At 65.3% G+C, this 24,432-nt stretch carries 23 protein-coding genes; 9 read left to right on the top strand and 14 right to left on the bottom strand.

The window, feature by feature from the left end; translation table 11 throughout:
* Positions 1-182 precede the first annotated feature (182 nt).
* Positions 183-905, bottom strand: a complete 723-nt coding sequence (arsH, locus tag VK98_RS01410; protein ID WP_048412341.1) for an arsenical resistance protein ArsH — start codon at positions 903-905, stop codon at positions 183-185.
* A 135-nt stretch (positions 906-1,040) separates the two neighbouring features.
* On the opposite strand from arsH, the gene VK98_RS01415 reads away from it, so the two are divergent.
* From VK98_RS01415 to VK98_RS01450, 8 genes are all read left to right on the top strand, one after another.
* Entirely contained in the window at positions 1,041-1,412 is a 372-nt protein-coding gene (locus tag VK98_RS01415) for a helix-turn-helix transcriptional regulator (protein ID WP_048412342.1), read from the top strand.
* A gap of 4 nt (positions 1,413-1,416) precedes the next feature.
* Complete coding sequence (locus VK98_RS01420; protein ID WP_048412343.1) at positions 1,417-1,896, top strand: arsenate reductase ArsC; 480 nt, start codon at positions 1,417-1,419, stop codon at positions 1,894-1,896.
* Positions 1,897-1,984: 88 nt separating this feature from the next.
* Positions 1,985-3,007, top strand: a complete 1,023-nt coding sequence (gene arsB / locus VK98_RS01425) for an ACR3 family arsenite efflux transporter (RefSeq protein WP_048412425.1) — start codon at positions 1,985-1,987, stop codon at positions 3,005-3,007.
* A 455-nt stretch (positions 3,008-3,462) separates the two neighbouring features.
* Entirely contained in the window at positions 3,463-3,744 is a 282-nt protein-coding gene (locus VK98_RS01430; RefSeq protein ID WP_048412344.1) for a hypothetical protein, read from the top strand.
* A 31-nt stretch (positions 3,745-3,775) separates the two neighbouring features.
* Positions 3,776-4,087 (top strand): DUF1484 family protein, encoded by a 312-nt coding sequence (locus VK98_RS01435; RefSeq protein ID WP_048412345.1) that lies wholly within the window; start codon positions 3,776-3,778, stop codon positions 4,085-4,087.
* A gap of 701 nt (positions 4,088-4,788) precedes the next feature.
* Positions 4,789-5,919 carry a hypothetical protein gene (locus VK98_RS01440; protein ID WP_048412346.1) on the top strand — a complete coding sequence of 377 codons (1,131 nt, stop codon included), beginning with the start codon at positions 4,789-4,791 and terminating at the stop codon, positions 5,917-5,919.
* Positions 5,920-5,929: 10 nt separating this feature from the next.
* Positions 5,930-7,093, top strand: a complete 1,164-nt coding sequence (locus VK98_RS01445; RefSeq protein ID WP_048412347.1) for a hypothetical protein — start codon at positions 5,930-5,932, stop codon at positions 7,091-7,093.
* Positions 7,090-8,970 (top strand): pYEATS domain-containing protein, encoded by a 1,881-nt coding sequence (locus VK98_RS01450; protein WP_048412348.1) that lies wholly within the window; start codon positions 7,090-7,092, stop codon positions 8,968-8,970. The genes VK98_RS01445 and VK98_RS01450 overlap by 4 nt, the downstream gene beginning before the upstream one ends.
* Before the next feature lie 684 nt (positions 8,971-9,654).
* On the opposite strand, the gene VK98_RS01455 is transcribed toward VK98_RS01450, so the two are convergent.
* The 4 genes from VK98_RS01455 to VK98_RS01470 are packed head-to-tail and all read right to left on the bottom strand — an operon-like array spanning position 9,655 to position 13,036.
* Positions 9,655-10,131 (bottom strand): hypothetical protein, encoded by a 477-nt coding sequence (locus tag VK98_RS01455; protein WP_156187728.1) that lies wholly within the window; start codon positions 10,129-10,131, stop codon positions 9,655-9,657.
* The gene (locus VK98_RS01460; protein WP_048412350.1) at positions 10,118-11,068 is read right to left on the bottom strand and encodes an alpha/beta hydrolase; all 951 of its coding nucleotides are present in this window, start codon (positions 11,066-11,068) and stop codon (positions 10,118-10,120) included. The genes VK98_RS01455 and VK98_RS01460 overlap by 14 nt, the downstream gene beginning before the upstream one ends.
* Positions 11,069-11,070: 2 nt before the next feature.
* Positions 11,071-11,949, bottom strand: a complete 879-nt coding sequence (locus VK98_RS01465) for an alpha/beta fold hydrolase (protein WP_048412351.1) — start codon at positions 11,947-11,949, stop codon at positions 11,071-11,073.
* A 31-nt stretch (positions 11,950-11,980) separates the two neighbouring features.
* The gene (locus VK98_RS01470; RefSeq protein ID WP_048412352.1) at positions 11,981-13,036 is read right to left on the bottom strand and encodes a sugar phosphate isomerase/epimerase; all 1,056 of its coding nucleotides are present in this window, start codon (positions 13,034-13,036) and stop codon (positions 11,981-11,983) included.
* Positions 13,037-13,148: 112 nt separating this feature from the next.
* Here VK98_RS01470 and VK98_RS01475 point away from each other — a divergent pair, with 112 nt between their 5' ends.
* Positions 13,149-13,751 carry a TetR/AcrR family transcriptional regulator gene (locus tag VK98_RS01475; protein ID WP_048412353.1) on the top strand — a complete coding sequence of 201 codons (603 nt, stop codon included), beginning with the start codon at positions 13,149-13,151 and terminating at the stop codon, positions 13,749-13,751.
* Between the two features lie 16 nt (positions 13,752-13,767).
* Here VK98_RS01475 and VK98_RS22610 read toward each other — a convergent pair whose 3' ends face one another.
* From VK98_RS22610 to VK98_RS01520, 9 genes are all read right to left on the bottom strand, one after another.
* Positions 13,768-14,892, bottom strand: a complete 1,125-nt coding sequence (locus VK98_RS22610; RefSeq protein ID WP_053077166.1) for a 2OG-Fe(II) oxygenase family protein — start codon at positions 14,890-14,892, stop codon at positions 13,768-13,770.
* 9 nt (positions 14,893-14,901) lie between these two features.
* Entirely contained in the window at positions 14,902-16,137 is a 1,236-nt protein-coding gene (locus VK98_RS01485) for an HEXXH motif-containing putative peptide modification protein (RefSeq protein ID WP_048412354.1), read from the bottom strand.
* A complete protein-coding gene (locus tag VK98_RS01490; RefSeq protein ID WP_048412355.1) occupies positions 16,134-17,285 on the bottom strand; it encodes an HEXXH motif-containing putative peptide modification protein in 1,152 nt (383 codons plus the stop codon). The genes VK98_RS01485 and VK98_RS01490 overlap by 4 nt, the downstream gene beginning before the upstream one ends.
* Positions 17,269-18,078 carry a hypothetical protein gene (locus VK98_RS01495; RefSeq protein WP_156187729.1) on the bottom strand — a complete coding sequence of 270 codons (810 nt, stop codon included), beginning with the start codon at positions 18,076-18,078 and terminating at the stop codon, positions 17,269-17,271. The genes VK98_RS01490 and VK98_RS01495 overlap by 17 nt, the downstream gene beginning before the upstream one ends.
* 38 nt (positions 18,079-18,116) lie before the next feature.
* On the bottom strand, positions 18,117-19,016 hold the full coding sequence (locus VK98_RS01500) for a hypothetical protein (protein ID WP_048412357.1): 900 nt from the start codon (positions 19,014-19,016) through the stop codon (positions 18,117-18,119).
* The gene (locus tag VK98_RS01505; RefSeq protein ID WP_048412358.1) at positions 19,013-20,521 is read right to left on the bottom strand and encodes a radical SAM protein; all 1,509 of its coding nucleotides are present in this window, start codon (positions 20,519-20,521) and stop codon (positions 19,013-19,015) included. Before VK98_RS01505 ends, VK98_RS01500 begins: the two co-directional genes overlap by 4 nt.
* Before the next feature lie 26 nt (positions 20,522-20,547).
* A complete protein-coding gene (locus VK98_RS01510) occupies positions 20,548-21,543 on the bottom strand; it encodes a radical SAM protein (protein ID WP_048412359.1) in 996 nt (331 codons plus the stop codon).
* A gap of 90 nt (positions 21,544-21,633) precedes the next feature.
* A complete protein-coding gene (locus VK98_RS01515; protein ID WP_019102112.1) occupies positions 21,634-22,083 on the bottom strand; it encodes an Os1348 family NHLP clan protein in 450 nt (149 codons plus the stop codon).
* A gap of 333 nt (positions 22,084-22,416) precedes the next feature.
* Complete coding sequence (locus tag VK98_RS01520) at positions 22,417-24,069, bottom strand: ATP-binding cassette domain-containing protein (RefSeq protein WP_048412360.1); 1,653 nt, start codon at positions 24,067-24,069, stop codon at positions 22,417-22,419.
* Positions 24,070-24,432: the final 363 nt, after the last annotated feature.

The following is a 24,432-nucleotide window of genomic DNA, read 5'->3' on the forward strand; positions in this document are numbered from 1 at the left end:
CGAAAACTAGCGAAAAAGCGGAATGTACTCGTGGTACATGAGCATTTTTAGCTTGGTTTCAACGCCGTATCGCCGACGCGCAGCAGATCGTAAACAGGTTCTAAGGCAAGGCGCGCCGACACAGGCAGTACTTGAGTACGGCAAGTCGGCGCAACGCAGCATCAGGAGTTTTGTTAGCCGCTCTAAATACTATGTTGATTCACCCGCAGGGATAAGGCCTCCGCGCTTTCCTTGCGCTCGCTGTAGCGATCCGTCAGATAGGGGGACACGTCGCGGGTCAGCAGCGTGAACTTCATCAGCTCCTCCATCACGTCCACCACCCGGTCATAGTAGGCGGACGGCTTCATCCTGCCGTCTTCGTCGAACTCGAGAAAAGCCTTGGGCACCGAGGATTGGTTTGGAATGGTCAGCATCCTCATCCAGCGCCCCAAGATGCGCAGCTGGTTGACGGCATTGAAGGACTGCGAACCGCCGGACACCTCCAGCACCGCCAAGGTCTTGCCCTGAGTGGGACGCACGGCGCCGACAGACAGAGGAATCCAGTCAATTTGCGTCTTCATGATGCCGGTCATCGCGCCATGTCGTTCCGGAGTGCACCACACCATGCCTTCGGCCCACAAAACCAGTTCGCGCAGCTCCAGCACCTTGGGATGACTGTCCGGGGCCTCATCCGGCAATGGCAAACCCTTGGGATCGAACATCCTGACCTCCGCCCCCATGGCGACCAGTAGACGGCCGGCCTCCTCGGCGAGGAAACGACTGTAAGACCGCTCGCGCAGCGAGCCGTAGAGCAGCAAAAATCGGGGCGCATGCCTGGATGGAGACACCGCCGACAGCTGCGAGTGCGATGGGCTCTCAAATAGATCGGCCTGAACATTGGGCAAGTCAGGGGTGTTGATGAACATGGCGGCCTCCTACGCGCAAGCGACAAGTCAATCACCCAGGACCAGGCAAGCGTTGTCGCCTCATCCAGGTGAACGGAATGCAGCCCATGATAATGGATCTGGACTTTATTTCAATAGTTCTTGTATAGTTGACAAATGGAAAAGAAAACCGCGACCCAAGTCTTCGAATCCCTGTCGTCCGGCATCCGTCTCGACATTTACCGGCTGCTGGTCAGGCAAGGACTGGAAGGCATGGTGGCTGGCCAAATCGCCAGCACGCTCAACCTTCCCGCCAACAACGCGTCCTTTCACCTCAAGGGCATGACCCACGCCGGCTTGATTTCGGTGGAGCAAGAAGGACGCTACCAGCGCTATCGCGCCAATCTGGCCTTGATGCTGGAATTGATCGCCTATCTGACCGAGGAGTGCTGCGCCGGCCATCCGGAGCAATGCGCCGACCTGCGCGCGGACTCATGCTGCCCCGAAGCCGCCCCGCCCCCGCCGCCCAAGACAGAAACGGAAACTTAAGCCCATGAACGTGCTATTTCTGTGTACCGGAAACTCTTGCCGCTCCATCCTGGGCGAAGCCACCTTCAACCACCTGGCGCCGGCCGGCTGGCAGGCCATGAGCGCGGGCAGCCAACCCACCGGGCAAGTACACCCGCGCTCGCTGGCGCTCTTGAGCCGTGAAGGCATTGCCAGCGAGGGCTGCCACAGCAAATCCTGGGACCAACTGCCGGCCACGCCCGACATCGTGATCACCGTCTGCGCCGGCGCCGCCGGCGAGACCTGCCCCGCCTACCTGGGACCGGTGATGCGCACCCACTGGGGCGTGGATGACCCCGCCCATGTCACCGGCGCCGACGAAGCCATCGACGCCGCCTTCATGACGGCCTACCGCATTCTGCGCGCCCGCATCGAAGCCTTCCTGGCCCTGCCGCTGGCCGAGCTGCAACAAGACCGCGCGCGCCTGAAAACGGAACTGGATCGCATCGGCGCCCTGCTGCCCTGAGGCAAAGACCTGCCCGCTGGTTTGAAAAAGGAGAACCGTTTTGTCCACCCCTTGCAACGCCGCCCTGGGCCAGGACGGCCCGGCTGCCATGAGCCGGTTTGAACGCTATCTGACCCTCTGGGTTTTTCTGTGCATCATCGCGGGAATCGCCCTGGGACAAACGCTGCCCCAGGTGTTCCAGGCCATCGGCAAACTGGAAATCGCCCAGGTCAACCTGCCCGTAGGCTTGCTGATTTGGGTGATGATCATCCCCATGCTGGTCAAAGTCGATTTTGGCGCACTGCACGAAGTTCGCCAGCATGTTCGCGGCATCGGCGTGACCCTGCTGGTGAACTGGCTGGTCAAGCCATTCTCCATGGCTTTTCTAGGCTGGTTCTTCATCCGCCACCTGTTTGCCCCCATGCTCCCGGCGGAGCAACTGGACAGCTATATTGCCGGGCTGATCCTGCTGGCCGCCGCGCCCTGCACCGCCATGGTCTTCGTGTGGAGCCGGCTGACCCATGGCGACCCCTTGTTCACCCTGTCGCAGGTCGCCTTGAACGACAGCATCATGGTCGTGGCCTTCGCCCCGCTCGTCGGCCTGCTGCTCGGCATTTCCGCCATCACCGTGCCGTGGGACACCCTGCTGGTTTCCGTGGCGCTTTACATCGTGATTCCGGTCATCTTGGCGCAGCTATGGCGCAAGGCGCTGCTGGCCAAGGGTCAAGCCGCTTTCGATGCCGCCATGGCCAAGATCGGCCCCTGGTCAATGGCCGCCCTGCTCGCCACCTTGGTCCTGCTGTTCGCCTTCCAGGGCGCAGCGATATTGAAGCAGCCGCTGGTCATTGCCCTGCTGGCGGTGCCCATTCTGATCCAGGTGTTCTTCAACTCCGCCCTGGCTTACTGGCTCAACCGGCTCGTCGGAGAAAAGCATAGCGTGGCCTGCCCGTCAGCCTTGATTGGCGCGTCCAACTTCTTTGAGCTGGCGGTGGCCGCCGCCATCAGCTTGTTTGGTTTTCATTCCGGAGCGGCGCTGGCCACAGTTGTCGGCGTGCTGATTGAAGTGCCGGCCATGCTGCTGGTCGTTCGCATCGTGAACGCCAGCAAAGGCTGGTATGAAAGAGGTGTGTAGCCGCAAACGATCACGGCGACCGGCGGCTTGAGAACGACACTCCGGCTCGCCATGCCTCTCATCTCAACAATCTGCAAGCCCGCCCAACTGAACAGTGAAATGGGAAGCCCATAAATGGACTTCCCATCTCCTCAGTAACGGCTACCGCCCCAACGGATGGACTAGCCCCCAAGCACCAGCTTGACGCCCCACCCCTGCCTCAGTACCCTTTGTCTCGCGCGGCGCCCAATCACGCCGCGCAGGGTTTGGAAGCCCAGAAATTCGTAATCGCAGACTCCTTGTGTCGGCTTCGGCACAAGCACGTCTGCTGCCACGCTGTGCCCATTCGGATAGGCCGTGGCAGGGAACTCCCTGCGAGTTACCGGTCTTTGATTACGAGTCCCGGTCTTCCAACCTTGTCACTGGCCTGTCCAAGTCTCGCCGGACAGGTTTCCAACGCTGACTTGGAGACCGCAATGACTCCTGTTTCCCCCTCGACTTTTGCCAAACCGCCCCCGGCCCTCCGCCAGGAGCAACTGCGCCTGCTGTCCCAAACCATGGAGGCCTGTACGCTGGCTTTGACTAGCTTCTCCCTCATACGCCCCACCCTGGCCGCGATCCAGGCCAGAACCGCTACCACCTCTCACCCCCATCTCCTGATTCGCCTCTCCATCGAGGTGCTGGATGACTACTCGGCCCAGTTGCAACGCCTGAACGCCGCCGCCCAAAACGAATACCAGAGCCTATCCCCAATGTAATTGTGCATGCCCAAGTGGAAGGAGAATCGCAATGGAAAGTCACTTGCCCGTGATAGAGCAGCTGAAACAGCTGAATCAGGACTTGCTCCACGCTCAGCCGGACCAAACCATCTTGTCTCAGCTGAGCCAGCAACTGACTCAACAGTGCGCGGAGCTGGATGCCTGTCTGCTACAGGGCTTGATGGACCTGCGCGCCGCCCATACCGGCCTGCAAGCCATCCTGACCCTGCTGCAACGCCGCGACGAGCCGCTGCTGTTCAACAGCGATGAAGCAGTGGCGCTGTTGGAGCCGGTGCATCAGCGCCTGAGCCACGGCCTAGGCCGCATCAACCGCCTGGTGTAGCCCGGGCCACCGGCAAGGAGCGCCCCGATAATGGGGCCTCTATGGAGTAAAAGCAGGCATACTGCCGTATGAGCTTTTACCTATAAGTCTTCATGATTTGTTAATCATCATACTTATGCCTTGGCTTCGGCTGGGGCATTTTTATGTGGGCTACTGCAAGACGCTTGATCAGAAATTCCGTTTGCCACGGCCGTAACTTGGCCATAGCAGTCCTCGGTCATGTCTGCTCTGAGTGTCCGCTCAAGGCCGCATACCGGACAATCCCATTTTCAGATGCCAAACGTCGGCTTCCTGGCTCCAACAACGCGTGCTTCCGACCCTCAGCTACCATTCACTTGGTCCAATTGGCGCCAGCTTAGCAACATGTAGCTGCCATTGGCTTAGTCTTAAAGACATCGGGCTGCTTGTAAGGTTGATTGGCTGGGGCAACGGGCACTTTGACATTCAAATGCTTTTGCATGTCAAACGGTTGGGGTCTATAAATTCTGTCATCTATATCAATTGTTAGTGGACACCGTTGTTCGTATAAATACTGTTGGGTGTCTTAGAGCGTTATTTTACTTTCCGTGACCCATCACGCCCTCTGTCGTCGGAAGCGCGTCTATTGTTAATCGATAAAAACAGGAATCACTGTCCGTGGAGTCAGTGCTGCAAGTTATGAGTACACCCTAAATGCACGGATACCATTCTGGGAGCAGCAGATGGCACAACTGGTGTTTGTTCATGGTGTCGCAACGCGCGACATGCCGGAGTATCGGGCTACAATTGCAAACCGCGACAAGCTATTTCGCGAATTGCTGTTCAACGGAGTCGATGTCGAGATCCACTCGCCAATGTGGGGCCAGTTCGTTCCCGCAATCCCACACGATGTTTTCGAGACCGACAAGGGCGTGGGAACCTATGCCCTAAATGTGGGCACGATGCCAGGACTTGGAGGCGGCCTTATCGGGAACGGGCAGGCGGGGGGGGCATCCGATATTTCGATTGGCGCCGTCGGTAAGCAGGACCCCATAGCGGCGCTTGACGCTATTTGCTCGGAGATTGCAGACCGGGCGGTGCGCGAGAAACGAGAGCTTCAGCCGGAGGAACTTCAGGCGTTCCGCAGAGCATCCGAACTCATCGCCTCGGACAGTGCCGCGACAGCGTTCGTCGGAGATGCCAGCCCTCATGCAATCGCGGGTCAACTAAGCGCCGGAGGACCGGCAGCGTACGGCATCGGAAGTCTGATCAGCGATGCCATTTCGGCTGTCACGGATCGCGTGCAAAACCTGGCGTCAACGCTTGGCTTTGGCGCTATCAGAGGAAGCCTTAGTCCCGCCATCGGCCTTTTCATCGGTGACGTATTCGCCTACCTAAAGGATGGAGAGTATCGCCAGAGAATCCGAAGCGAAGTCGGGATGGCCCTCGCCAACGCATATGAGGGGGCGAAGGCAGGTAAGGGTCCCCTCGTGGTCGTCGGGCACAGTATGGGCGGCGTTATTCTTGTCGACATGCTGACAAATCCTGGTTCTGCGGGACTTCCGGATGGGGTCAGTATCGACGCTCTTTTGACTGTTGGTTCGCAGCCTGGCTTCTTCGCTGCTCTCGACCTTCTCGCGCACAATTTGCCGGGTGGCTCGGCGCGCCGCAAGCCTGACTGCGTCAAACATTGGCTCAACGTCTTCGACCCAATCGATCCTCTGGCTTTTCGAACGGATATGATCTTTAAGGACGCGGTCGACCTCGCGTTCAACTCCGTGACGGGAATCACGGAAGCGCATTCGAAATACTTCCAGCGACCGCAGTTTTATGCCAACTCTCGCAAGCGGCTCCAGGGCTTCGGGGTTTTGTGAGGCCTAGCCAATGACATTGCTCTTCGATCGCCCCATCCAGGGTCCCAAGACTCATGCCTTCGTTATCGGTGTGGGCAAGTATCCGTACGCGAAAGCGGGTATGGGAGTTCAGGAAAACCTTCGCAGGGTTCCCGATCTCCCCAGTGCGGCGGACAGCGCCAAGCTCATGTGCGATTGGCTAGTCAACAACCAGGACAGGCTCTCCGCTCCGCTCGCGACCCTCGACGTACTGATTTCAGATCCGACAGATTCTAATCATCGCTACTCATGGGCCCGAGGGCCGGTCGACACAGCAACCGAAGCCAACGTCTCGGCCAGAGGTCTACAGTGGTATGATCGTGTTGTCGCAGAACCTGGCAACATCGCTTTCTTCTACTGCTGCGGACATGGCGCATCGCATCTCCAGCAGCCGGTCTTGTTTCTCGAAGACCTGAACCAAAACCGGGTTAATGTCTGGACGCACATCAATTTGGGCTTACTCGCGTTTGCGTTGAGAAAGTGCCAATCCGTCTCTGCCGCTTTTTTGTTTTCTGATGCATGTGGTCAGTATGTGCCCGAGTTTGAACTTGGAAAGGCACAGGATTGCCGTTTCTTCGATGAGCCCAGCGTATTTTCTGCAAGCCGCAACCAAGTGTCGCTGTTATGTGCCGCCGCCGAAGGTCAACTGGCCTACGAGGGTGTGGACAAGGAGGGCAGCGACCTCAAATTCGGGCGCTTTACCCAGGCGGTGCTGAAAGGGCTGAGCGGCTCGTCTGCCCGGTGGACCAGGAGCGGATGGGGGGTCAGCTGTCGCGACTTGCTTGGTGATCTCAAACCCCTGCGCCGCGTCTTTTTCAGCCACTGGGGGGACAACGAACCCTTCGAGCCCTACCCAGCCGTCACGCCAACGGATCCGATTCCTATTGTGTTTCCCGACGGGTTCGAACTGCCACTCGTCGTCATGACTGACCCGCCGGACCGGATGTCCCACTATAACTTCGTCATCAGCCAGAAGAATGATCCGACACCGCCATGGCTGAAGAACAGAGATGCGGGCGACCCGAGCGCGTGGTACACAACGGTTCCGCCTGGCCGCGATGCGCTCTACGCCATCGCAGTGAAGGGAACCGACCACTATCCGCTGCTGTTCCAGCCCAAGGAGCCCTTATTCGATCAGTGGGTGTCAGTACCATGAAAACGAGCCTGCATTTCGAAGCGCCGAGTGACCTTTCTGTTGGAACCGTTCGGATTAAGGGTGAGGGACAAACGATCGCCGATTGGGTCGCGACCCCCGACAATCGCACCTTTCAACGCGATGATTTGAAGCCCGGCATCTATTATGCTGAAATCGGCCCTGCCGGCGTCTCGCCCCAATCCGTCGTTTTCGAAATCCGTGAGGGGAAGACCAGCAACGTGGTCCTGCCGTCCTTTTCGGCACTCGCTTCGTCCGGCAGCAATACAAGCTTCTTCGATACGACTAGTCAGCAAACGGTTGCGGAAGTGCCGTATTCGGTGAGCCTGAACGTCATCGAAAAACTAAATCTGCCCCCACATCAGAGTGAGGCGTTCTCAGGCATCGCCCACGAGAACATCATCGACCCCAAACGTTCGCAGCAGGTTGATGTCTCCAAAGAGAGGAGGCGCATCTCCATCGGGCTGTCGGAAGAAAAACACGGGTGCGAGACCTTCGATACGTTCCGAGGCCAATCAAAGATGGAGCTGTTCTCCGGACGGCTCGAAATCGAGATTCCGACGGACCTGCACCGCGATCACTGGGCAGGCCATCGGATCAGGCTATCTGCCGCCATTGAGCAGGTACGGGTCGAAAGATGCCTTCTCCCTCTCTATCGTGGCGGGACGAAGATCACGGTAGCGGCGCCACCCTTCGCTCCTTCCGATCTTGAACTAGGCATCATGCCCGTGGATCCAAAGTTACGGGCACTCGTGCGGGCGTTGGACGCCGGAGCTTCCTCTGAGGCGACCGCGGTTCGTGACAATATTCTTGGCAATAGTGATCTGGCAGCCCTGCTCGCTGACGAGGCAGATCCCTGGGCCGCCATTCTCGCGGGGCTCCTGGCGATCAGGTTTCCCGAGGTGTTTCCGCCGATCGATCCAGTATGGGCTGACAAGCTGGGTGAGCGGGCCAACTGGGCTTACGACGTACATGTTATTCGGGCCAGCCAGGCACTTTTCGCTGCCCACGACTCACCTCCAGAGGCTCAGGATGAAGCCATCGCTAAAGCCATTGCGTGTCTCGCCAAGGCGCAGGTCGCGGGATCGCCCTACTACCGCTATACCAACCAGCTTTTCTCGGAGATGGCAGCAGGTATTGTTGATTATCTCAAGACGAACAAGACTTGCATCGATCCGGCTGTTGTGGCTAGGTTCAACCGGCTTTATGGACGCTGGCATCGCGAGCTTCCGCTGCAACGCGGTGTGGGGCCGACGTTCACGTGGCTTGCACGCGATCAGGATGCATTGAAGAAGCGCAAGGTCCTTGTACCGTACCGGCACTCGTCTGGAAGGCTGCGGTCGAGAGACTCCTCGATCATTTTCGAAGGGCAGGTGAGCGCTGGTCAGATCGTGATTATCGGAGGAGGCCAAGATACTATTCGGCACTTTCCGAATAACGGCACAGTTATCTCCTCCTTCGTCGAGCAGTCGGCAGACGCGCCGGATTATGGCTTTTCCCAGATGCCAGCACTCGGCCGAGCACCGGGACCTGACAAGGATCCCAATAGAGGTAGGTTTGGTGGCCTGAACAGTCGAGAGGGTTTTCGCCTGATGGCGGCATTCGAACCGACGAATGACAGCGACTGGGTCACGATCATCCTTACGGTAGAGGCCGAGCGCTCGGCCAAGATTGGGCTCGGCGACTCCGCTTGGTTCGTTCTTCACCCAACCTTCTCCCCGTCTGCACTGAAAGTGACGTTTCGCGGAAACCGCGCCCGGCTACGCATCCAGGCATGGGGCGGGTTCACCGTAGGCGTCTGGCTGTCAAAGGCCGGCATCGAGCTCGAGTGCGACCTCACGAAGATTGAGGGCGCGCCCGACATCATAAAATTTCGGTGATTCTGGACCTAAGATACGTCTTGCGGCCAGCCTTTAACGGTTAAGGTATAGCCCTGCGCTGAGTCGTCCCTAGTCTACTAGATACATTTGTGGCCGCTTCCTATGGGAAAGCGGCCATTTTCATCGGTCACTCGGTCGTCTGCTTTGGCCCCTTCTACTGTTTCGGAAGAAGGGTGTTCTGAGTTACTGCAGACGCCCCCCATACCTGGTCACCAAGCTGGTAGTCACTAGCCACGCTACTTGCCCCTTCTTGACACCTTGATGCTCTGATTGCTCCTCTCGGCGACGGACGCAGCGGGCGTATCTATGCCATGACGCGCTCAACTTACTAGAACCAGTTTCTGAGCTTCTCTTCAAGTTGACAGTGTAAACAAACGCTACAAAACGTCCGCATTCCTTATGCACAGCTGTGGGTCGAAAGTGAGCGTTCCCCAAGCTTGAAAGCTGCCCTTTGGCTACGACGCAAGGCCGATGACCGGTATGCGCCCCTGAACTGACGATCTGACCAAATGGAGTGACCGACCGCTAAGGCCGATGACCTGCCTGAGTCCTCACTCAATCGGCTGCTGGTCAGCCTTAGCAGCCAGTTGGGCAATACGGGTTGATGACCAGTTTGTGGTTCATACCAGCTTTGCAAAAGCATCGACGAAAGCTGGGTAGATTCAATGATTGCAAATGCCTAAGCTATAGGAGTTCAGACTTGATCCAGCACTCCCGCTGCAGCCCCGTACCCAACTTCCATTCCCAGTACATCAAGAAGCCCTCCCCCTCCTGCGTTGCTCCAGCCAAGACCCCGCCTATGCCGTCGCGACGGATGCACGCGCCCTCGGCGTCTATGGTCTCCATGATTTGTTTGGCGGCCTTGGCCAGCGTGGCCTTGCCCTCGTCCGATCCCACATCGTAATAGCCGCTGGTGATCGCTTGTAGCCTGTCTTCCGGGTTGCGGCGTTTGCCGTACTCGGCGGCTTCATCGTCGCGCTTGAGCGCGCTTTGCACCTGCATCAAGGTCTTGCGCTGCTCATGCAACAGGCCCAGCCGCTCGATGGCGTGCTGGTTCTTGACCGACTCCAACACCTGGACCTGCGGGCCCTTCAGACATTGCAAGCCGGTCTGGTGCTGACGCAGTTGGCCATCCCTTGAAACGCAGTCAGCCGTCGACACCCAGCGCCGCCCTCACCTCGCTGCCAGCGATGTCGAACAGCGCGCCGGCGGCCGGCGTCAGCCCCAACATGTGGATGCAGCTGTGGACCATGCCGTCCAGCTGATGCACCGTCGCCGCCACCCCGGCCTGGCGCAGCCGCGCGCCGTAGTCCTCCGCCTCGCCGCGCAGCGGGTCGAACTCCGCCGCCAGAATGGTTGCGCCGGGCAGGCCGTCCAGGCTGGGCGCAAGCAGCGGCGAGACATGAGGCGACTCCCCCTCTTCCTCGGCGGACAGATAGGTGGCGTAGCAGAAGCTCATCAGTTCCCGCGTCAGGTAATAGCCATTGCCGTAGGTCTGGTAGCTGGCGCTGTCCATCCTGTGGTTCAAGGCCGGGTAGATCAGCAATTGATGGGCGATGGACGGGCCGCCGTGTTCGCGCGCCAGCAGGCAGGCGGCGGCGGCGAGATTGCCGCCGGCGCTGTCCCCGGCCACGCCCAGCCGGGCGGGATCCAGGCCGAGGCGCCGCGCGTGTTCGAAGGCCCAGCACAGGGCGTCGTACACATCGTGCAACGGCGTCGGGTAGCGGTGCTCGGGCGCCAGCCGGTAATCGACGGACAGCACCACGCAGCCGGTGGCCTTGGCCAGCGCGCGGCAGGGGTTGTCGTAGACCTCGGCCGAGCCCAGGCACCAGCCGCCGCCGTGGGCGAACAGCAGCGCCGGCTGCGCCGCCTCGCGCGCCGCGCTGGCCTCGGGCCAATAGCCGACGATGCGCAGCGGATGGCCGTCCCGCGCCGTCGCCTGAAACACTTCCACCCGCGCAACGGGTTCCAGCGGGCCGTGCAGTTGGCGCAGCCCGGCGTCGGTGTCGGCGCGCAGCTGCGCCATGTCCGCCGGCGCGGCGGCGTCGCCCGCCGCCGCCTGTTCCAGCCACTGCCGGATCTTGATGTCCAAGGGCATGCTCAGTCCTCGCTTTCCAGGAAGGGCAGCAGTTCGGCAATGAACTCCTCGGCCGCCTCCTCCATGATGAAATGGCCGCAATCCGGGATCACCACGCCGCGCAAGTCGTCGGCGTGGCCGCGCATGGTGTCCAGCGGCGCGTTGCCGGTGGCGTGCTCGGCGCCGATGGCGAGCACCGGCATGGTCAGCTTGCTTTGCGCGCGCCGCTGGTTCTGCCGCATGGTTTCCGGGATGGCCCGGTAATAGGCGAAGCCGCCGCGCAAGCCGCCCGGCGACGAGTAGGCGTCGATATACACCTCCGCCGCCACCCGGTCGCGCCGCCACGACCAGTGCTGGAACATGAAGTCCAGGTAGGCGCGCTCGCGCCCGGCGATCAGCGTTTCCGGCAAGTCGGCCAGCTGGTTGAACATGAAGTGCCACAGAAAGATGTTCTCCTCCGGCGGCGCGAAGATAGACGGCGCCGGCGCCAGGCCGGGGATCACCGCCTCGGTCAGCGCCAGCCGGCTGACCACGCCGGGGTGGTCGCTGGCCAGCGCGTAGGCCAGCCACATGCCCACATCGTGGCCCACCACCTGATAGCGGGCGTGGCCGAGCCGCAGCATCACCTGATGCAAGGCGGCGGCGACGGCGCCGGTGTCGTAGCCGCTGTCCGGCCGGCTGGACACCCCGGTGCCCGGCGGGTCGACGGCGATGGCCTGGAAGCCGCGCGCGGCCAGCGCGCGCATCACGTGGCGCCAGGCGAACCAGGTTTGCGGCCAGCCGGGGATCAGCAGCACCGGGCGGCCCGCGCCGGCGGTGACCACGTGGACGCGCTGGCCGTCCAGCCGCACATAGTCGTGAGTGAAATCGGGTTCGGTATCGATAAGAGGAAGTGCCGACATCTGTAGTCTCGCAGTGAAAAGTGGATGGAAGTCAGGCGATGCCCAGCATCGCGCGGATCTGCGCTTGATCGACCGCGGCGCCGGCGAAGTCGTCGAAAACGCGTTCGGTCACGTGGATGATGTGGCGGTTGATGAAGTCGACGCCCTCGCGCGCGCCGTCTTCCTGGTCCTTGAGGCAGCATTCCCACTCCAGCGTGGCCCAGCCCTCGTAGTCGTACTGCGCCAGCTTGGAGAAGATCGCCTTGAAGTCCACCTGGCCGTCGCCCAGCGAACGGAAGCGCCCGGCGCGCTCTGTCCAGCCGCTGTAGCCGCCGTAAATGCCTTGCCGGCCGTTGGGGCGGAATTCGGCGTCCTTCACATGGAACATGCGGATGTGCTGGTGATAGATGTCCAGGAAGGCGAGGTAGTCCAGTTGTTGCAGCACCAGGTGGCTGGGGTCGAACAGCATCTTGCAGCGCGCGTGCCCGCCCACTTGCTCGTAAAAGCGTTCGAAGCTGGCGCCGTCGTGCAGGTCTTCGCTGGGGTGGATTTCGTAGCACAGGTTGACGCCGTGTTCGTCGCAGGCGTCGAGGATGGGCAACCAGCGCCGCGCCAGTTCCTCGAAGGCGGTTTCGATCAAGCCTTCCGGCCGCTGCGGAAACGGGAACAGATACGGCCAGACGAAGGAGCCGGAAAAGGTGCCCATCTCGCTCAGCCCCAGCCGCCGCGAGGCCTGGGCCGCCATCCGCAGGCGCTGCAGCGCCCAGGCGGTGCGCGCCTCCGGCTTGCCGCGCAGCTCCGGCGGCGCGAAGTTGTCGCACATCGCGTCGTAGGCCGGGTGCACGGCCACCAGTTGCCCGAAGATGTGCGTGCTCAGTTCGCTGATCCGCAGACCGTGCGCGGCCAGCGTGCCCTGGATCTCATCGCAATAATCCTGGCTGGCGGCGGCCAGCTCCACGTCGATGAAGCGGCTGTCCCAGGCCGGAACCTGCAAGGCCTTGAAGCCGGTGCGCGCCGCCCAGCCGGCGATGCCGTCCAGGCTGTTGAAGGGGGCGTGGTCCGCGCCGAATTGAGCCAGATGCAGGCTGGGTCCCTTGAGTGTTTTCATGTGTCACCGTCAATTGTTTGTCGATCGACAAATAATAGACGCCGGCCAGGCTACACGTCAACGGCGGAGCGCGATAAAATTCCGTCCAACATGATTCGAGCGAGGCGAAAAGATGGCGGGCAGGCCCAGGGAGTTTGACCGGGACCAGGCGTTGCGACAGGCGATGCTGGCCTTTTGGCGGCGCGGCTACGAGGGCACGTCGATGTCGGATCTGGTGGCGGCGCTGGGCATCGCTTCGGCCCGGATCTACGCGGCCTTCGGCAGCAAGGAGGAATTGTTCCGCGAGGCGGTGGCGCTCTACGCCGCCGGGGACGGCGGCTTCGCCGATCTGGCCCTGAGCCAGGAGGACGACGTGGTGGCCGCCATCCAGCGAATGCTGGCCGACGCCGTGGCGCTCTACACCCGGGACGATCTGCCGCACGGCTGCATGGTGGTGTCGGCGGCCACCAATTGCTCGGAGCAGAACGACGGGGTGCTGGAATGGCTGCGCGCGCAGCGCCAGGCGCGCACGCAATCGGTGACGGAGCGGCTGCGGCGCGGCGTGGCCGACGGCCAGCTGGGGCCGGACGCGGATGTGGACGCCCTGGGCGATTTCTACGCCGCGCAATTGCACGGCGTCTCGGTGCAGGCGCGCGACGGCGTGCCGCGCGAGCGGCTGCTGGCCTCGCTGGCCGTCGCCATGACCCCGCTGCGGATCGCCGCCGGCAAGGCTTGAGCGGACGCCGGCCGCCCTAGCCCGCGCCCTCCCGCGGCCACTCCGGGAACAGCGTCTCGGCCAGATGCATCGCGCGTATCGGCAAGCGATGCGCCCAGGGGCGCACCTGGGCGGCGCAGCGGCGCCAATGCTCGTGGGTGAACATGCGGCTGGGCGCGCTGGCCACCCATACCGCCAGCACCAGCGCGGCGCGCAGGGTGTCCGGGTCCGTGCTCAGGCCGACATTGGCCTGCGCCGCGGCGTGGATGGCCTCGCTGACCGGCAGCGGCGCCTCGGGCGCGAAGCCTAGCCGCGCCAGCGCCGCGCCCACTTCCGGCGCGCGGACGGGCTCCGCCGCGCAGGAACGGGCGGCGGCCAGCAGCAGGCCGGCCGCTTGCGCCGCGCCGCCCATGCCCCACTCCGCCAGCAAGGCCTGGGCCGCGCGCGGCGCCGGCCAGTTTGGCGTCGCCGCCATGTCGCCGTCGCGATGCAGGCCGCGCTCGGCCGGGTCGGACGCGGCGAGCGCGGCGTCCGGAAACAGCTGCGCCAGGGTTTGCCGCACCCGGCGCTCCACCGCCGGGGTATTGCCCTGGTGCCAGAAATTGAAGATCAGCGCGTCGCGCGGCTGCCGCGTCAACGCCGACACCGAATGGTAGGAGTGGGCGCTCATCTCGAAGCCGAAGGCCATATTGGGATAGGGGCGGATGCTCTGGTAAACGGCGTCCGGCTCGTCGCCGGCGTGGATATTGAGCAGGCCGCCGTCCTCCGGACTATGGCCGCGGGTGAATTGCACCACCACGCGGTAGCCTTCGTAACCCAGGCCGGGATTGTCGTTGTGCACGCCTATGCGCTGGCCCGGCACCATGCGGTGGCCCAGCACCTGGATATCCTCCGCGGACAGCGGCACCTCGAACAGAATCTGCATCTGCTCGCGCAAGTCCTCCAGGAAATCGTCCCGCACAAAGGCCGGCGCGTCCGGCCGCAGCTGGTAGAGCCGGCGCAGATCCAGCCGGTAGGTGACGAAGAAATCGCCCGTCCGCTCCTCCCAGGGCAGCGGTCCGCTCAGCACCGCGCCGGCTTGCTCGGCCACCTTCTCGTCGAAGGTGTCGAAGCAGAGGAAGTGGCGGTACGGTTGCTCGAAGAACAGCACGTTTTCCAACATGGTTTTCCCCTATGCGCAATGCAGCGCGGCGTCGCGGCCGGCCAGCGCGCGGAACTGGTCCGCCCGCAGCGCCAGCGGCCGCCACAGCGCCTGCCCCAACTCGGTCAACGCCCGCGCCCGGTCCAGCGAGTCCTCCATCCGCGCGCGCCAGTCCTCCAGTTCCGCCACATTGCGCGCCAGTTCGCTCCGCACCGCGACGCCGGCCATGATCAGCCGGTAATAGAAAATCAGCACGTTGACGAAGGCGTGGTGGGCCTTGAGGATGCCCAGCGTCGGCCTTTGCACGCCGCGCGCCGGGGAATGGAAGCTTTCGCCCAGCGCGGGATCGCTCAACGGCCCCATCGCCGCCAGCTGGTGCAGATAATCGTGGCTGACTTCGTGCACCAGGGTTTCGGCGCAACGCAAGGGGTCCGGGTGAATGGTCATGTACAGCGCGCCGTTGAGCATGGAATAGGTTTCGCTGTTGAACTTGCCCGGCTCCAGCCGCAGCGGCGACACCACCCGCAACAGGCGGGCTATCCAGCGGAGGTAGGCCGGGGAATGCAGGGCGATCAGCGTCACCGCCCGGCCCAGCACAGCGGCGCAGCCGGGACTGGGCGGCACTACCTCCGGGTCCGGGTTCAGCAGGCTGCGCGGCAAGGGCCGCAGCACGATATCCGGCCCGGCCTCGCCCAGGGCGACGACCGGCAGCTTGCGCGCCGGGCCGGTCACGCTGCGCCAGCCCTCGTCCGTACGTTCGAAAGCGCAGCCGCGTTGCGTGTGCGCGGCGGTGTCCAGCCGGATTTCCAGCCGTTCCGCGTCGCCGCTGACGCGGTAGGCCACGGCGGGCGGCAGCGCGTAGCCGGCGAAGCCCAGCGCCAGCGGCCGGGACAGCCGCAAGTGGCATTCGCGGCCGGGCCGGTGCGCGGCCCAGTGCAGCGCGCATTGCAGCGCGCGCGACAGCAGCAGGTCCGGCTGGCGGGCCTCGTCCTCGCGCAGCGCCCGCAGATTGCAAAACGGGTGCGCGGCCAGCTCGCTCAGCCGCGCGGTCTCAGCCGCGTCGCCACCGTCCGCGGCCAGCATGGCGGCGGCCATTTCCGACAAGGCCGGGGCGACGCCGGGCGCGTGGCGTTGCAGCAGCGGCCGCCAGTGCTCAAGAAAGGCGTTCAATTGCCGGCCGCGCAGCTGTCGCGTCCAGCCGGCGTGCCAGTCCTCGTCGAAGGCTTCGAAAGGGTTGGAATAGGCGCGGGCGATTTCAGGGGTCATCGCGCGATCTCCTCGTTCAAGGCCGCCGCGGGCGTCGGCAGCGACCGCAAGCGACGCTGCAGCGCGTCCAGGAAGCGCCGCCCGGCCGGACTCAGGCTGCGCGCCCGCTCCAGCTCGGCGGCCATGCGCGGCAGCCAGTCGTTCAAATCCGCCATGTGGTGGCGCCAGTCGGCCTCCGCCAGCCGGCCGTTGCGCCGCAAGGCGTCGAAGAACAGCGCCACGTTGCCGAAGGCGTGGTAAGCCAGCAGCAGCATCGCGGCCGGCCGCCGGCGGCGCTTGACCGGGGAATACAGCCATTCCTCGGCGCCGCGCTCGCTCAGCGGAAACAGCCGGTCCAGCAAGTGGAAGTGCTGATGGCTGGCTTCGTGGACCAGGGTTTCCGCCATGTCCAGCGGCGAGGCGAACAGCGTCATCGACACCAGCCCCGGATAATGCAGGCTGCTCCAGCTGGACACCTGGCCGCCGCTTCGCCGCAGCGGCCGGACCTGGCGCACCAGGCGGCGCACCCAGGGTCCGTAGGCCGGCGCGCCCTGCTCGATCAAGGCCAGCCCGGCGGCCAGCGCCCGGCCGGCCTCCGCGTCCGGATCGCCGGCGGCTTGCTGGCGGTCGTCCGGGGTGCGCGCCGGATAGGCGGCCAGCGCCGGGCTTCTATCCGCCCCGCCCCAGGGCCGCGACTCAATGCTCAAAGCCAGCCGCGCGCCGTCGGCGCCGGCGGCGCTCAGGTTCAGCCGCCATCCGTCCGCGGCGACGCAGAGCGCGCGGACGTCGGCGATCCGGTCCGGCAGCGTCAGCGCGCGCGCCGGGTTCCAATGCGCGCGCCACTCGCCGGCGACGCCGCTCTGGTGCGCGTGCCAGGCGATCTCCAGCGCGCAGGCCAGCAGGAAGCCGGCGCGGGGCTGGCGTTCGGCCTGGGCCAGCGCGCCCAGCGACGGATGCCACCAGCGTTCGAAGTCCGGCTCCGCCTCGGCCATGGCGCTCAGCGCCCGCGCCGCGCCCGCCGGCAAGGCGATGGCCGGCGCGAGGCGTTCGAGAAAGGCGCGCAGGCTGCGCCGCCAGGCCTGGGCCGCGCAGCTTTCCAGCAGCGCCAGCCCGTCCGGATCGCCCGGGCAGGCGGCGCTGGCGGCGAGTTCGTCAAACGGGGTGTCCATCGTCGCTGCCCGCGGTGAAGTCGAAGGTTTCCACGCCGCTCACCGCCTGGCCGCCGCGCTCGAGCCGGCCGGGCCGGCGCTCCACCCGCTCGGCGCCGCCCAGCGCGGCGCGGAAGGCGGCGGAGCCGCCCAAGAGCAGCAGGCCGCCGTCCGCCAGCGGCTGGCCGTAAACCATTCCCAGCCGCGGATGACGCAGCACCAGGCTGCGCAGATGGCGCACCGCGGCCAGGCCGAAGCCGGGGTCTAGCCGGCACAGCGCCTCCCAATGGCGCATCGCCTGGGCGCGGCTGGCCGCGCAGTCGGCGCGGCAGGGAAAGTGGCTGAGCAGATGCCAGCCGAACACGTCCAGCATGGTGTTGGTCCAGTACGGCGACGCGCCGCCGTCGCCGGCGAAGGCCGGCTCCAGCCGCGCGTGGTGATGCTCGCGATGCGCCAGATAGGCTTGCACGCAGCAGTCCGGATAGCCCAGCAGGCGGCCGGCGATCAGGTCGTCGTCGGTGAAGCGCGCGGCCAGCTCCGCCAGTTCCCCGTCGCGGGCGGCGAAGACGAAGGCGCGCGCGTCCGGCGCGGCCGCCTCGTCGCAGGCCACGGCGGACACCACGTAGTCGTCGGCGTCCGCCACCGCCGGCCGCAGCGCCCGTTCCCAGCGGCGAGCGGCCAGGCCCAGCCGCCGCAGCGCGCCGATCACGCGCTCCGCGTCGCGGTAGGCGCAGGACACCCGCGCCAGCGGCTTGGCGCCGGCCAGGGTCAGCGCCAGGTCCACCCGCGCCGCCTGGGTCAGCTGCGGCAGCACGGCGCGCAAGCCCTCGGGCGAGGCGGCGGCCGCCGCGGCTATTGAAAGGCCACCAAATGCCAGCGTTCCGTGGGCAGCCTCGCCACTTCGCGCCCGTCCCGCGCGCTGAGCACGCATAAGTCCTCCTGTTGCCATGCGATGCAATCGCCCTGGTCCAGCCGGGCCTCCGGCAGACGGTCGCTGGCGCGCAACGGCCGCCAGCCCTGATAGAACACCGCGTCGCCCACGCCGCCGCCGTAGAGCTGGGCGCCGAAATTGCCGTAACGCCGCGCCTCCGGCGGCGCTTCCTCGTCGCGCAGCAGCAGCGGCAGCGGCAACAGGCGCTCCAGCTGGGCGGCGAAGGCCGGGACGGCGTCGCGCAGCGCGTCCAGCAGCGCCGCGGCGTAGTCTATGCTGGCGCGGCAGCCCAGGTGGCAGGGGAAGTGGGAGATCAGGTAATACGGCGAGCCGCGCCCCACTTCCATCTCGGTCAGGAACACATTGAGCCGCCAGTCGCGCCCGCCCGGGGTGCGCGCCACCCGCAGCAGATCGGTCATCGGCGCGGCGCCGAAGTATTCGTTGGCGGCGATGCAGCAGGCCGGATAGCCCAGCGCCCGTCCCAGCGCCACATTGTCTTGCCGCCGCTGGGCGTCCAGCCCCTGTTCCAGCGCCTCCGCGTCCCGCGCGTAATAGACCCGCGCGTCGCTGCGGCTGAAGGCGGCGCGCTCCGCCGCGGTGGCGTGGCGGTAGCCCCAGTCGTCCGGCGGCGGCACGTATTGGCCGTGGCGCAGGCCGCAGGCGTCCAGCAGCGCGCACAGCCGCGCGGCGCTGTCGCGGCCGGCGGTGAAGCGCGCCAGCGGCTTGAGGCCGGCCAGCACCGCCAGCGCCTCCACCGCGATGCGCGCGCCTTCGCCGCCGGCCAGCAACTCGCCGGCGAGAAGGTCTCGGGCGGCGCTCATTGGGTGCTCATCCGGATGATGGTCAGCGCCTGGTCGACGCGCTGCGGCCGCTCGCGCATCAGCTTCACCACGAAGTCGAACAGGTGCCGGGTGCGCTGACAGCAGGAGCTGGTCAAGGGCTGCGGGTCCAGCGAATGGGTTTCGCCCTTGCTGACGATGGGGGACACGCCGCAATAAGGCCGGTAGGCGCACACCTGGCAGGCGTCGTGCTCGCGCAGCGAGTAGGACACCAGCTGGCGCGCCTTGTCGGAGCTGACCGCGGCGGCGTAGCTGTCGGTGTGCACGTTGCCGATGCGGAAATCGGCGTGGCCGCGGCCCTCGTCGCAGCCGTAGACGTTGCCCAGGTGGTCGTAGGCCAGATTGCCCAGCACCATGCCGCTGGGGTTGCGGAAGTCCACGTATTTGACGTCGCGGTTGTTGAACAGCTTTTCCAGCGCCAGCGAGAAATAGCGTTCTTCCAGCAGAATGCCCTGGTCCCACAGCGAGAAGATGTAGTCCAGCGCGTCGCGCCAGGCGTCGAAGAACTCGTCCATCTCCATGCCCACGCTGTCCCATTTGCCCTTGGCGAAGCCCATTTTCTGCACCGGGGAGAAGAAGATGGACGACTGCCCTTCCGCCACCGCGAAGTCGACGTAGTCGCGCAGCTTGTGCAGATTGTTGCGCCCCACCACGATCAGCGAGGGCACGTCCAGGCCGCGTTCGCGCATGCGGGCGCGGTTGCGGCGGATGTCGTCCCAATGGCCGCGGCCGTCCCAGTCCACGCGCAGCGACGGATGCTCCGCGGCGTCGAACTCGATGGAGGTGGTGATGTTGATGCGGCTGGCCGCCAGGTAGTCCAGCACCTCGTCCGGCAGGTCCACGCCGTTGCTGACGATGGAGAAGGACAAGGCGCGCTTGTGCGCCAGGTTCTTGATCATCGCGTAGGCGTGCAGATAGCGCACCGCGCCGAAGTTGAGCGTGGCTTCGCCGCCCTGGAATTCGAAATGGATGCGCGAGGACGGCGATTGGTAGGCGAAGTCGACGATGGCGCGCGCGGTGGCCTCGTCCAGGTCGTAGCGGGCCGGGTCCGAACTGTCGCGCACCACGGCGGCGTGGCAGTAGGCGCAGCGCAGATTGCAGCGCCGCGTCATGCCGATGATGTGCAGCGCGGTGCCGGGAAAATAATTGGCGGACCAGTCTTCGTAGGCGCGCATCACCGCGCCGGCGTTGCGCGCGGTGAGGATCAGGCCGCGCTCCTCCAGCATGTCGTGCAAGGCCCTGGGCAGGGCGATGCTGCGCAGCGCGCGGTATTCGTCCCGGCTCAGCAGCGCCCAGCTGCCCTGGTCGCTGGACAGGAAGACGCCGTCGCCGACGTCGCGGGCGCGGTAATTGGGCTTCCAGCGGTCGCGCAGCCGGAAGTCGGCGAAAATGTCCTCCATGCCGGCCCGGTCCGGCTGGGCGGGGGCCGGAGCCGCGCGCGGCGCCTGCGCTTCAATCGGGCGAATCGGGGTGACGACGTGGTTCATGACGGGCCTCGCGGACGGGTGACGGGTTAGGCGATCAAATAGAGTTGCGGATGCTGGCGCGAGAAGCTGGCGATGAGGCCCAGCGAGGACAGGTCCTGGTGATCGAACAACACCCGCAGAAAGGGCTTGTCGCGCCGCGGCTGATAGCGCTCCAGCGCGGCGACGCGCACCTCGTCTATCAGCTCCGCCGGGATTTCGGCCAGCGGCCGCACCCAGTCCTGGCCGTGGCGGATCAGCGCGCCGCGCTCGGCGCCCGGACAGGCGTCGGCCAGCCGGCAGCCGCGGCAGGCGCGGGTTTTCTCGTACCAGGGATGGGTGTCCACCGCCGGATCGGAATCGCGGATCAGCAGGTCCAGGAAGTCCGGGATCAGGCAAGGCGCCAGTTTCTCCAGCGTCACCGGCACGCCCAGCGCGCGGAACAGCGGCACGATGGTGCGCAGCCGTTCGCGCACCAGCGCCGGGTCGGCGATGGAGTCGATGAATTTGCCGGTGCGCACGCTGCCGCTGAACTTGAGCCGCGAGGAGCCGGCCTCCACCGCGCTCACGCCGGTGGCCAGCAGGTGTTCGACGTTTTCCGCCAGGATCACGATATTGGTCTGGATGTCGAAGCCCAGCTCGCTGAGGTGGCGGATGCCCCGCAGGGTTTGCCGGAACGCGCCCTCGCGCACGCCGTTGAGCTTGTCGTGCAGCTCGGCGTTGTGGCCCATCAGGCTGGTGCGCACTTCCAGCCGGCCGTCGGCCATGGCCGCCAGCCGCTCCGCCGCCGGGCGGTGGGAGAACAGCCGCACATTGGAGGCCAGGCTGACGCGGCGGCCGGTTTTCAGCGCCTCGCTCAGCACCTGCCAGAACACCGGGTCTATGGTGGGTTCGCCGCCGAAGATGTCCACTTCCTCGTCCGGCGCCGCCCGCTCAAGCTCGGCCACGATCTCCTCCAGCGGCCGGAAGGCCCGCTGGGCGATCTCGTCGTCCACGATGCAGAAGAAACACTTGTTGTTGCAGGAAGCCGTCAGCCGGATGATCATCGCCGTCGCCCCACAAAGGGGCCCGCAAGCGGGCCGCCAGAAAATCCGTCCCGGCGCGGCTGGCCGCGCCGGGGTCCGCTCGCCGCGCGGCTATTTGACGCCGCGTTTCAAGGCCGCCTTGATCTGGGGATTGTTTTCGATTTCCTTGAGCACCAGCGGGTCCTTGAGCGCGTCGCGCACCGCCGCCGGGTTCAGCGTGGTGGACACCGCCGGATTGGTGACCAGATCGCCCGGGGAAAACACGCTGGCCGCCTTGTCGTGGATGTGGCCGTCGTTGTCGTGGATATTGCTGCGGTCGCTCCAGTCGCGGCTATGCCCGGCCGCCACCACCGAGCCGGCCAGCAAGTCGCCGGACACCCGGGTCAGGTGGTCGAACTGGGCGCGCAAGCGCGCGACGTCGATCTTTTTCAATTCGGCGACCGTCGCGCTGTTGGCGCCGGCGTCCTTCGCCGCGGCGATGGGGTCCGACAAGAACTTGGCGCGGAAATCGTTATCGCTCACCGCGCGCATCAGCAGTTTGTTCACTTCCGGTTGGGCCATGGTGTCCTCCTGGCTTGAGCACTGTGACCGAGGCGTGCTTGGCTTGGCGGCGCCGTCGTCTGGATGGAGCGGATACCGGCGGCGCGTTCTGCGACTGGAGGCAATATGCGGTCCGCGCTCCCTATCGGCTTCACGCCGGCAAGAGGCCTTCGCCGCTGAGCCGCCAAGCGGCCGCCGCGCCTCCGGGGAATCTCCGCACCCACCCAAATGCCTCGCCCATCCGCCTCGTCATCCAGCCAGCCTGCGTGTCACTGGAATGAAAAAGCGCCGACGGTTTTCGTCAGCGCTTTAACTATATTCATGCGTTTTTAGTATATCTGTACGTTAAATTACCTAAAACGAACTTTTATCGATGCCCCCCGCGTCCCGCTCCGCGCCGTCCCGCAGCCGCCAGCCGTTCTCGTCCGCCGTCAGCCAGCCGTCCAGGCCCAGCGCGTCCAGGAAGGCGTCGTCGTGCGACACCACCAGCAGGCCGCCGCGGTAATTGCGCAGCATCGCTTCCAGCGCTTGCAAGGACGGCAGGTCCAGATGATTGCTGGGTTCGTCCAGCAGCAGCAACGGCGGCGGCGGATCGGCGTAGAGCGCGCGGGCCAGCGCCGCCTTCAGCCGCTCGCCGCCGCTGAGCAGGCCGCAGGGCCGCGCAGCCAGTCCGGCGTCCAGCCCCAGTTGGGCCAGCAGCATGCGCAGCCGGCTTTCCCCGGCCGCCGGATTGGCGGCCAGCAGCTGTTCGATCGCGCCGCGTCCGGAGTCCAGCCCGTCCAGGTCCTGGGCCAGGTAAGCGCAGCCGGCCGGAACCCGCGCCCGGCCGGCCAGCGGGCGCAATTGCCCGGCCAGCACCTTGAGCAAGGTGGACTTGCCGCAGCCGTTGGCGCCGACGACGCCGATGCGGCGGCCGCCGCCCAGACTGAGATGGACGCGGCGCGTGGCCGGCGGCGCGAACGGCAGCTCCACCTCGTCCAGCGCGACGGCGACGCGCGGCAGCGCCCGCCCCTGCGGCAAGGCGTGCACCACCACCGCCGCCTCGTCTTCCGCCCGCCGGGCGGCCTCGCGCACCGCCTGGTCCAGCGCTTCCCGCGTCGCGGCCTGTTGCCGCCGCAGCTTGCCGGCGCTGGCTTCGCTGCGCTGCTGCTGGCGGTCCAGCAGGATGCTGGCCTGATTGGCCTCGCGGCCGCGCTTATCGCCGCGGGCCTGCCGCCGCTCTTGCCTTTCCTGCTGTTCGCGCAGCGCCCGCTGTCCGCGCAAGCGCTCTTGTTTGCGCTGTTCCAGCAGCGACTGCGCGCGCGCCTGCTCCCCCGCCTTCTGTTCTGCGTAAAAATCGTAAGCGCCGCCGTAGCCGGTCAGGCCCTGCGGCGACAGTTCGACGATGCGCTCCATCCGCGCCAGCAGCTGACGATCGTGGCTGATCAGCAGCAGGCCGCGCGGCCAGCGGGACAGTTGCTCGATCAGCGCCTGCCGCTGATCCCGGTCCAGGTGATTGCTGGGCTCGTCCAGGATCAGGAAATCGGCGTCGGACAGCATCGCCCCGCTCAAGGCCGCCCGCGCGGCCTCGCCGCCGCTGAGCGCGCCGGCCGGCGTCTCCGGGCGCAGATGGCCCAGGCCGCAGCACCGCCATTCGCGTTCCAGCCGCTGGCGCAGGTCCCAGCGTTCGGCCAGCAGTTCGAAATCGCGCGCGTCGACGCCGCCGGCCTCGATGCGCGCCAGCGCGTCCAGCGGCGCTTGCAGTCCGGCCAGGCCGGCGGCGGTGCCGCCCCGCGGCGCGCCGGCCCTCTGCGCCAGGTAATGCGCCGTCCCGCCGCGCAGGCAGCGGCCGGCGCTGGGTTGCAGCTCGCCGGCCAGCAAGCGCGCCAGCACGGTCTTGCCCACGCCGTTGCGGCCCACCAGGGCGATGCGCTGGGGGTGGAACACCATATTGAGCTGGCTGAACAGAACTCTGCCATCGGGCAGCAGATAGGACACATCGTCCAAAGTGAGATGGGTGTGGGTCATGAAGCTTCCAGGGATGCCTAACATTCCCCTGCGCGCAGGGGGCGGAGAACGTGGCCGTCCAGGGGGGACGGCGGCATCAATGGCGCATCGGACGATTACCTCGGAACATGCGCGGCGGGATCGCCGCGCGAAAACGGTATGGTAGCGCGCGCCGGGCCGCGCGCCAAGCGGGACAGACCGCGTCTGTCCCGCTTACGGAAGCGCCGCGGCGCGGCGAACCTTGAACCGGTTCTCAGAACCTGTTTACGATCTCGCGAGCTAAGGCGAGACAAGGCGAAAATGGCTGAGAAAGCGGAATGTACACGTGGTACATGAGCATTTCGAAGACGTTTTCAACGCTGTATCGCCGACGCGCAGCAGATC

The organism is Chromobacterium sp. LK11, from assembly GCF_001043705.1.
Taxonomy (GTDB): Bacteria; Pseudomonadota; Gammaproteobacteria; order Burkholderiales; family Chromobacteriaceae; genus Chromobacterium; species Chromobacterium alkanivorans.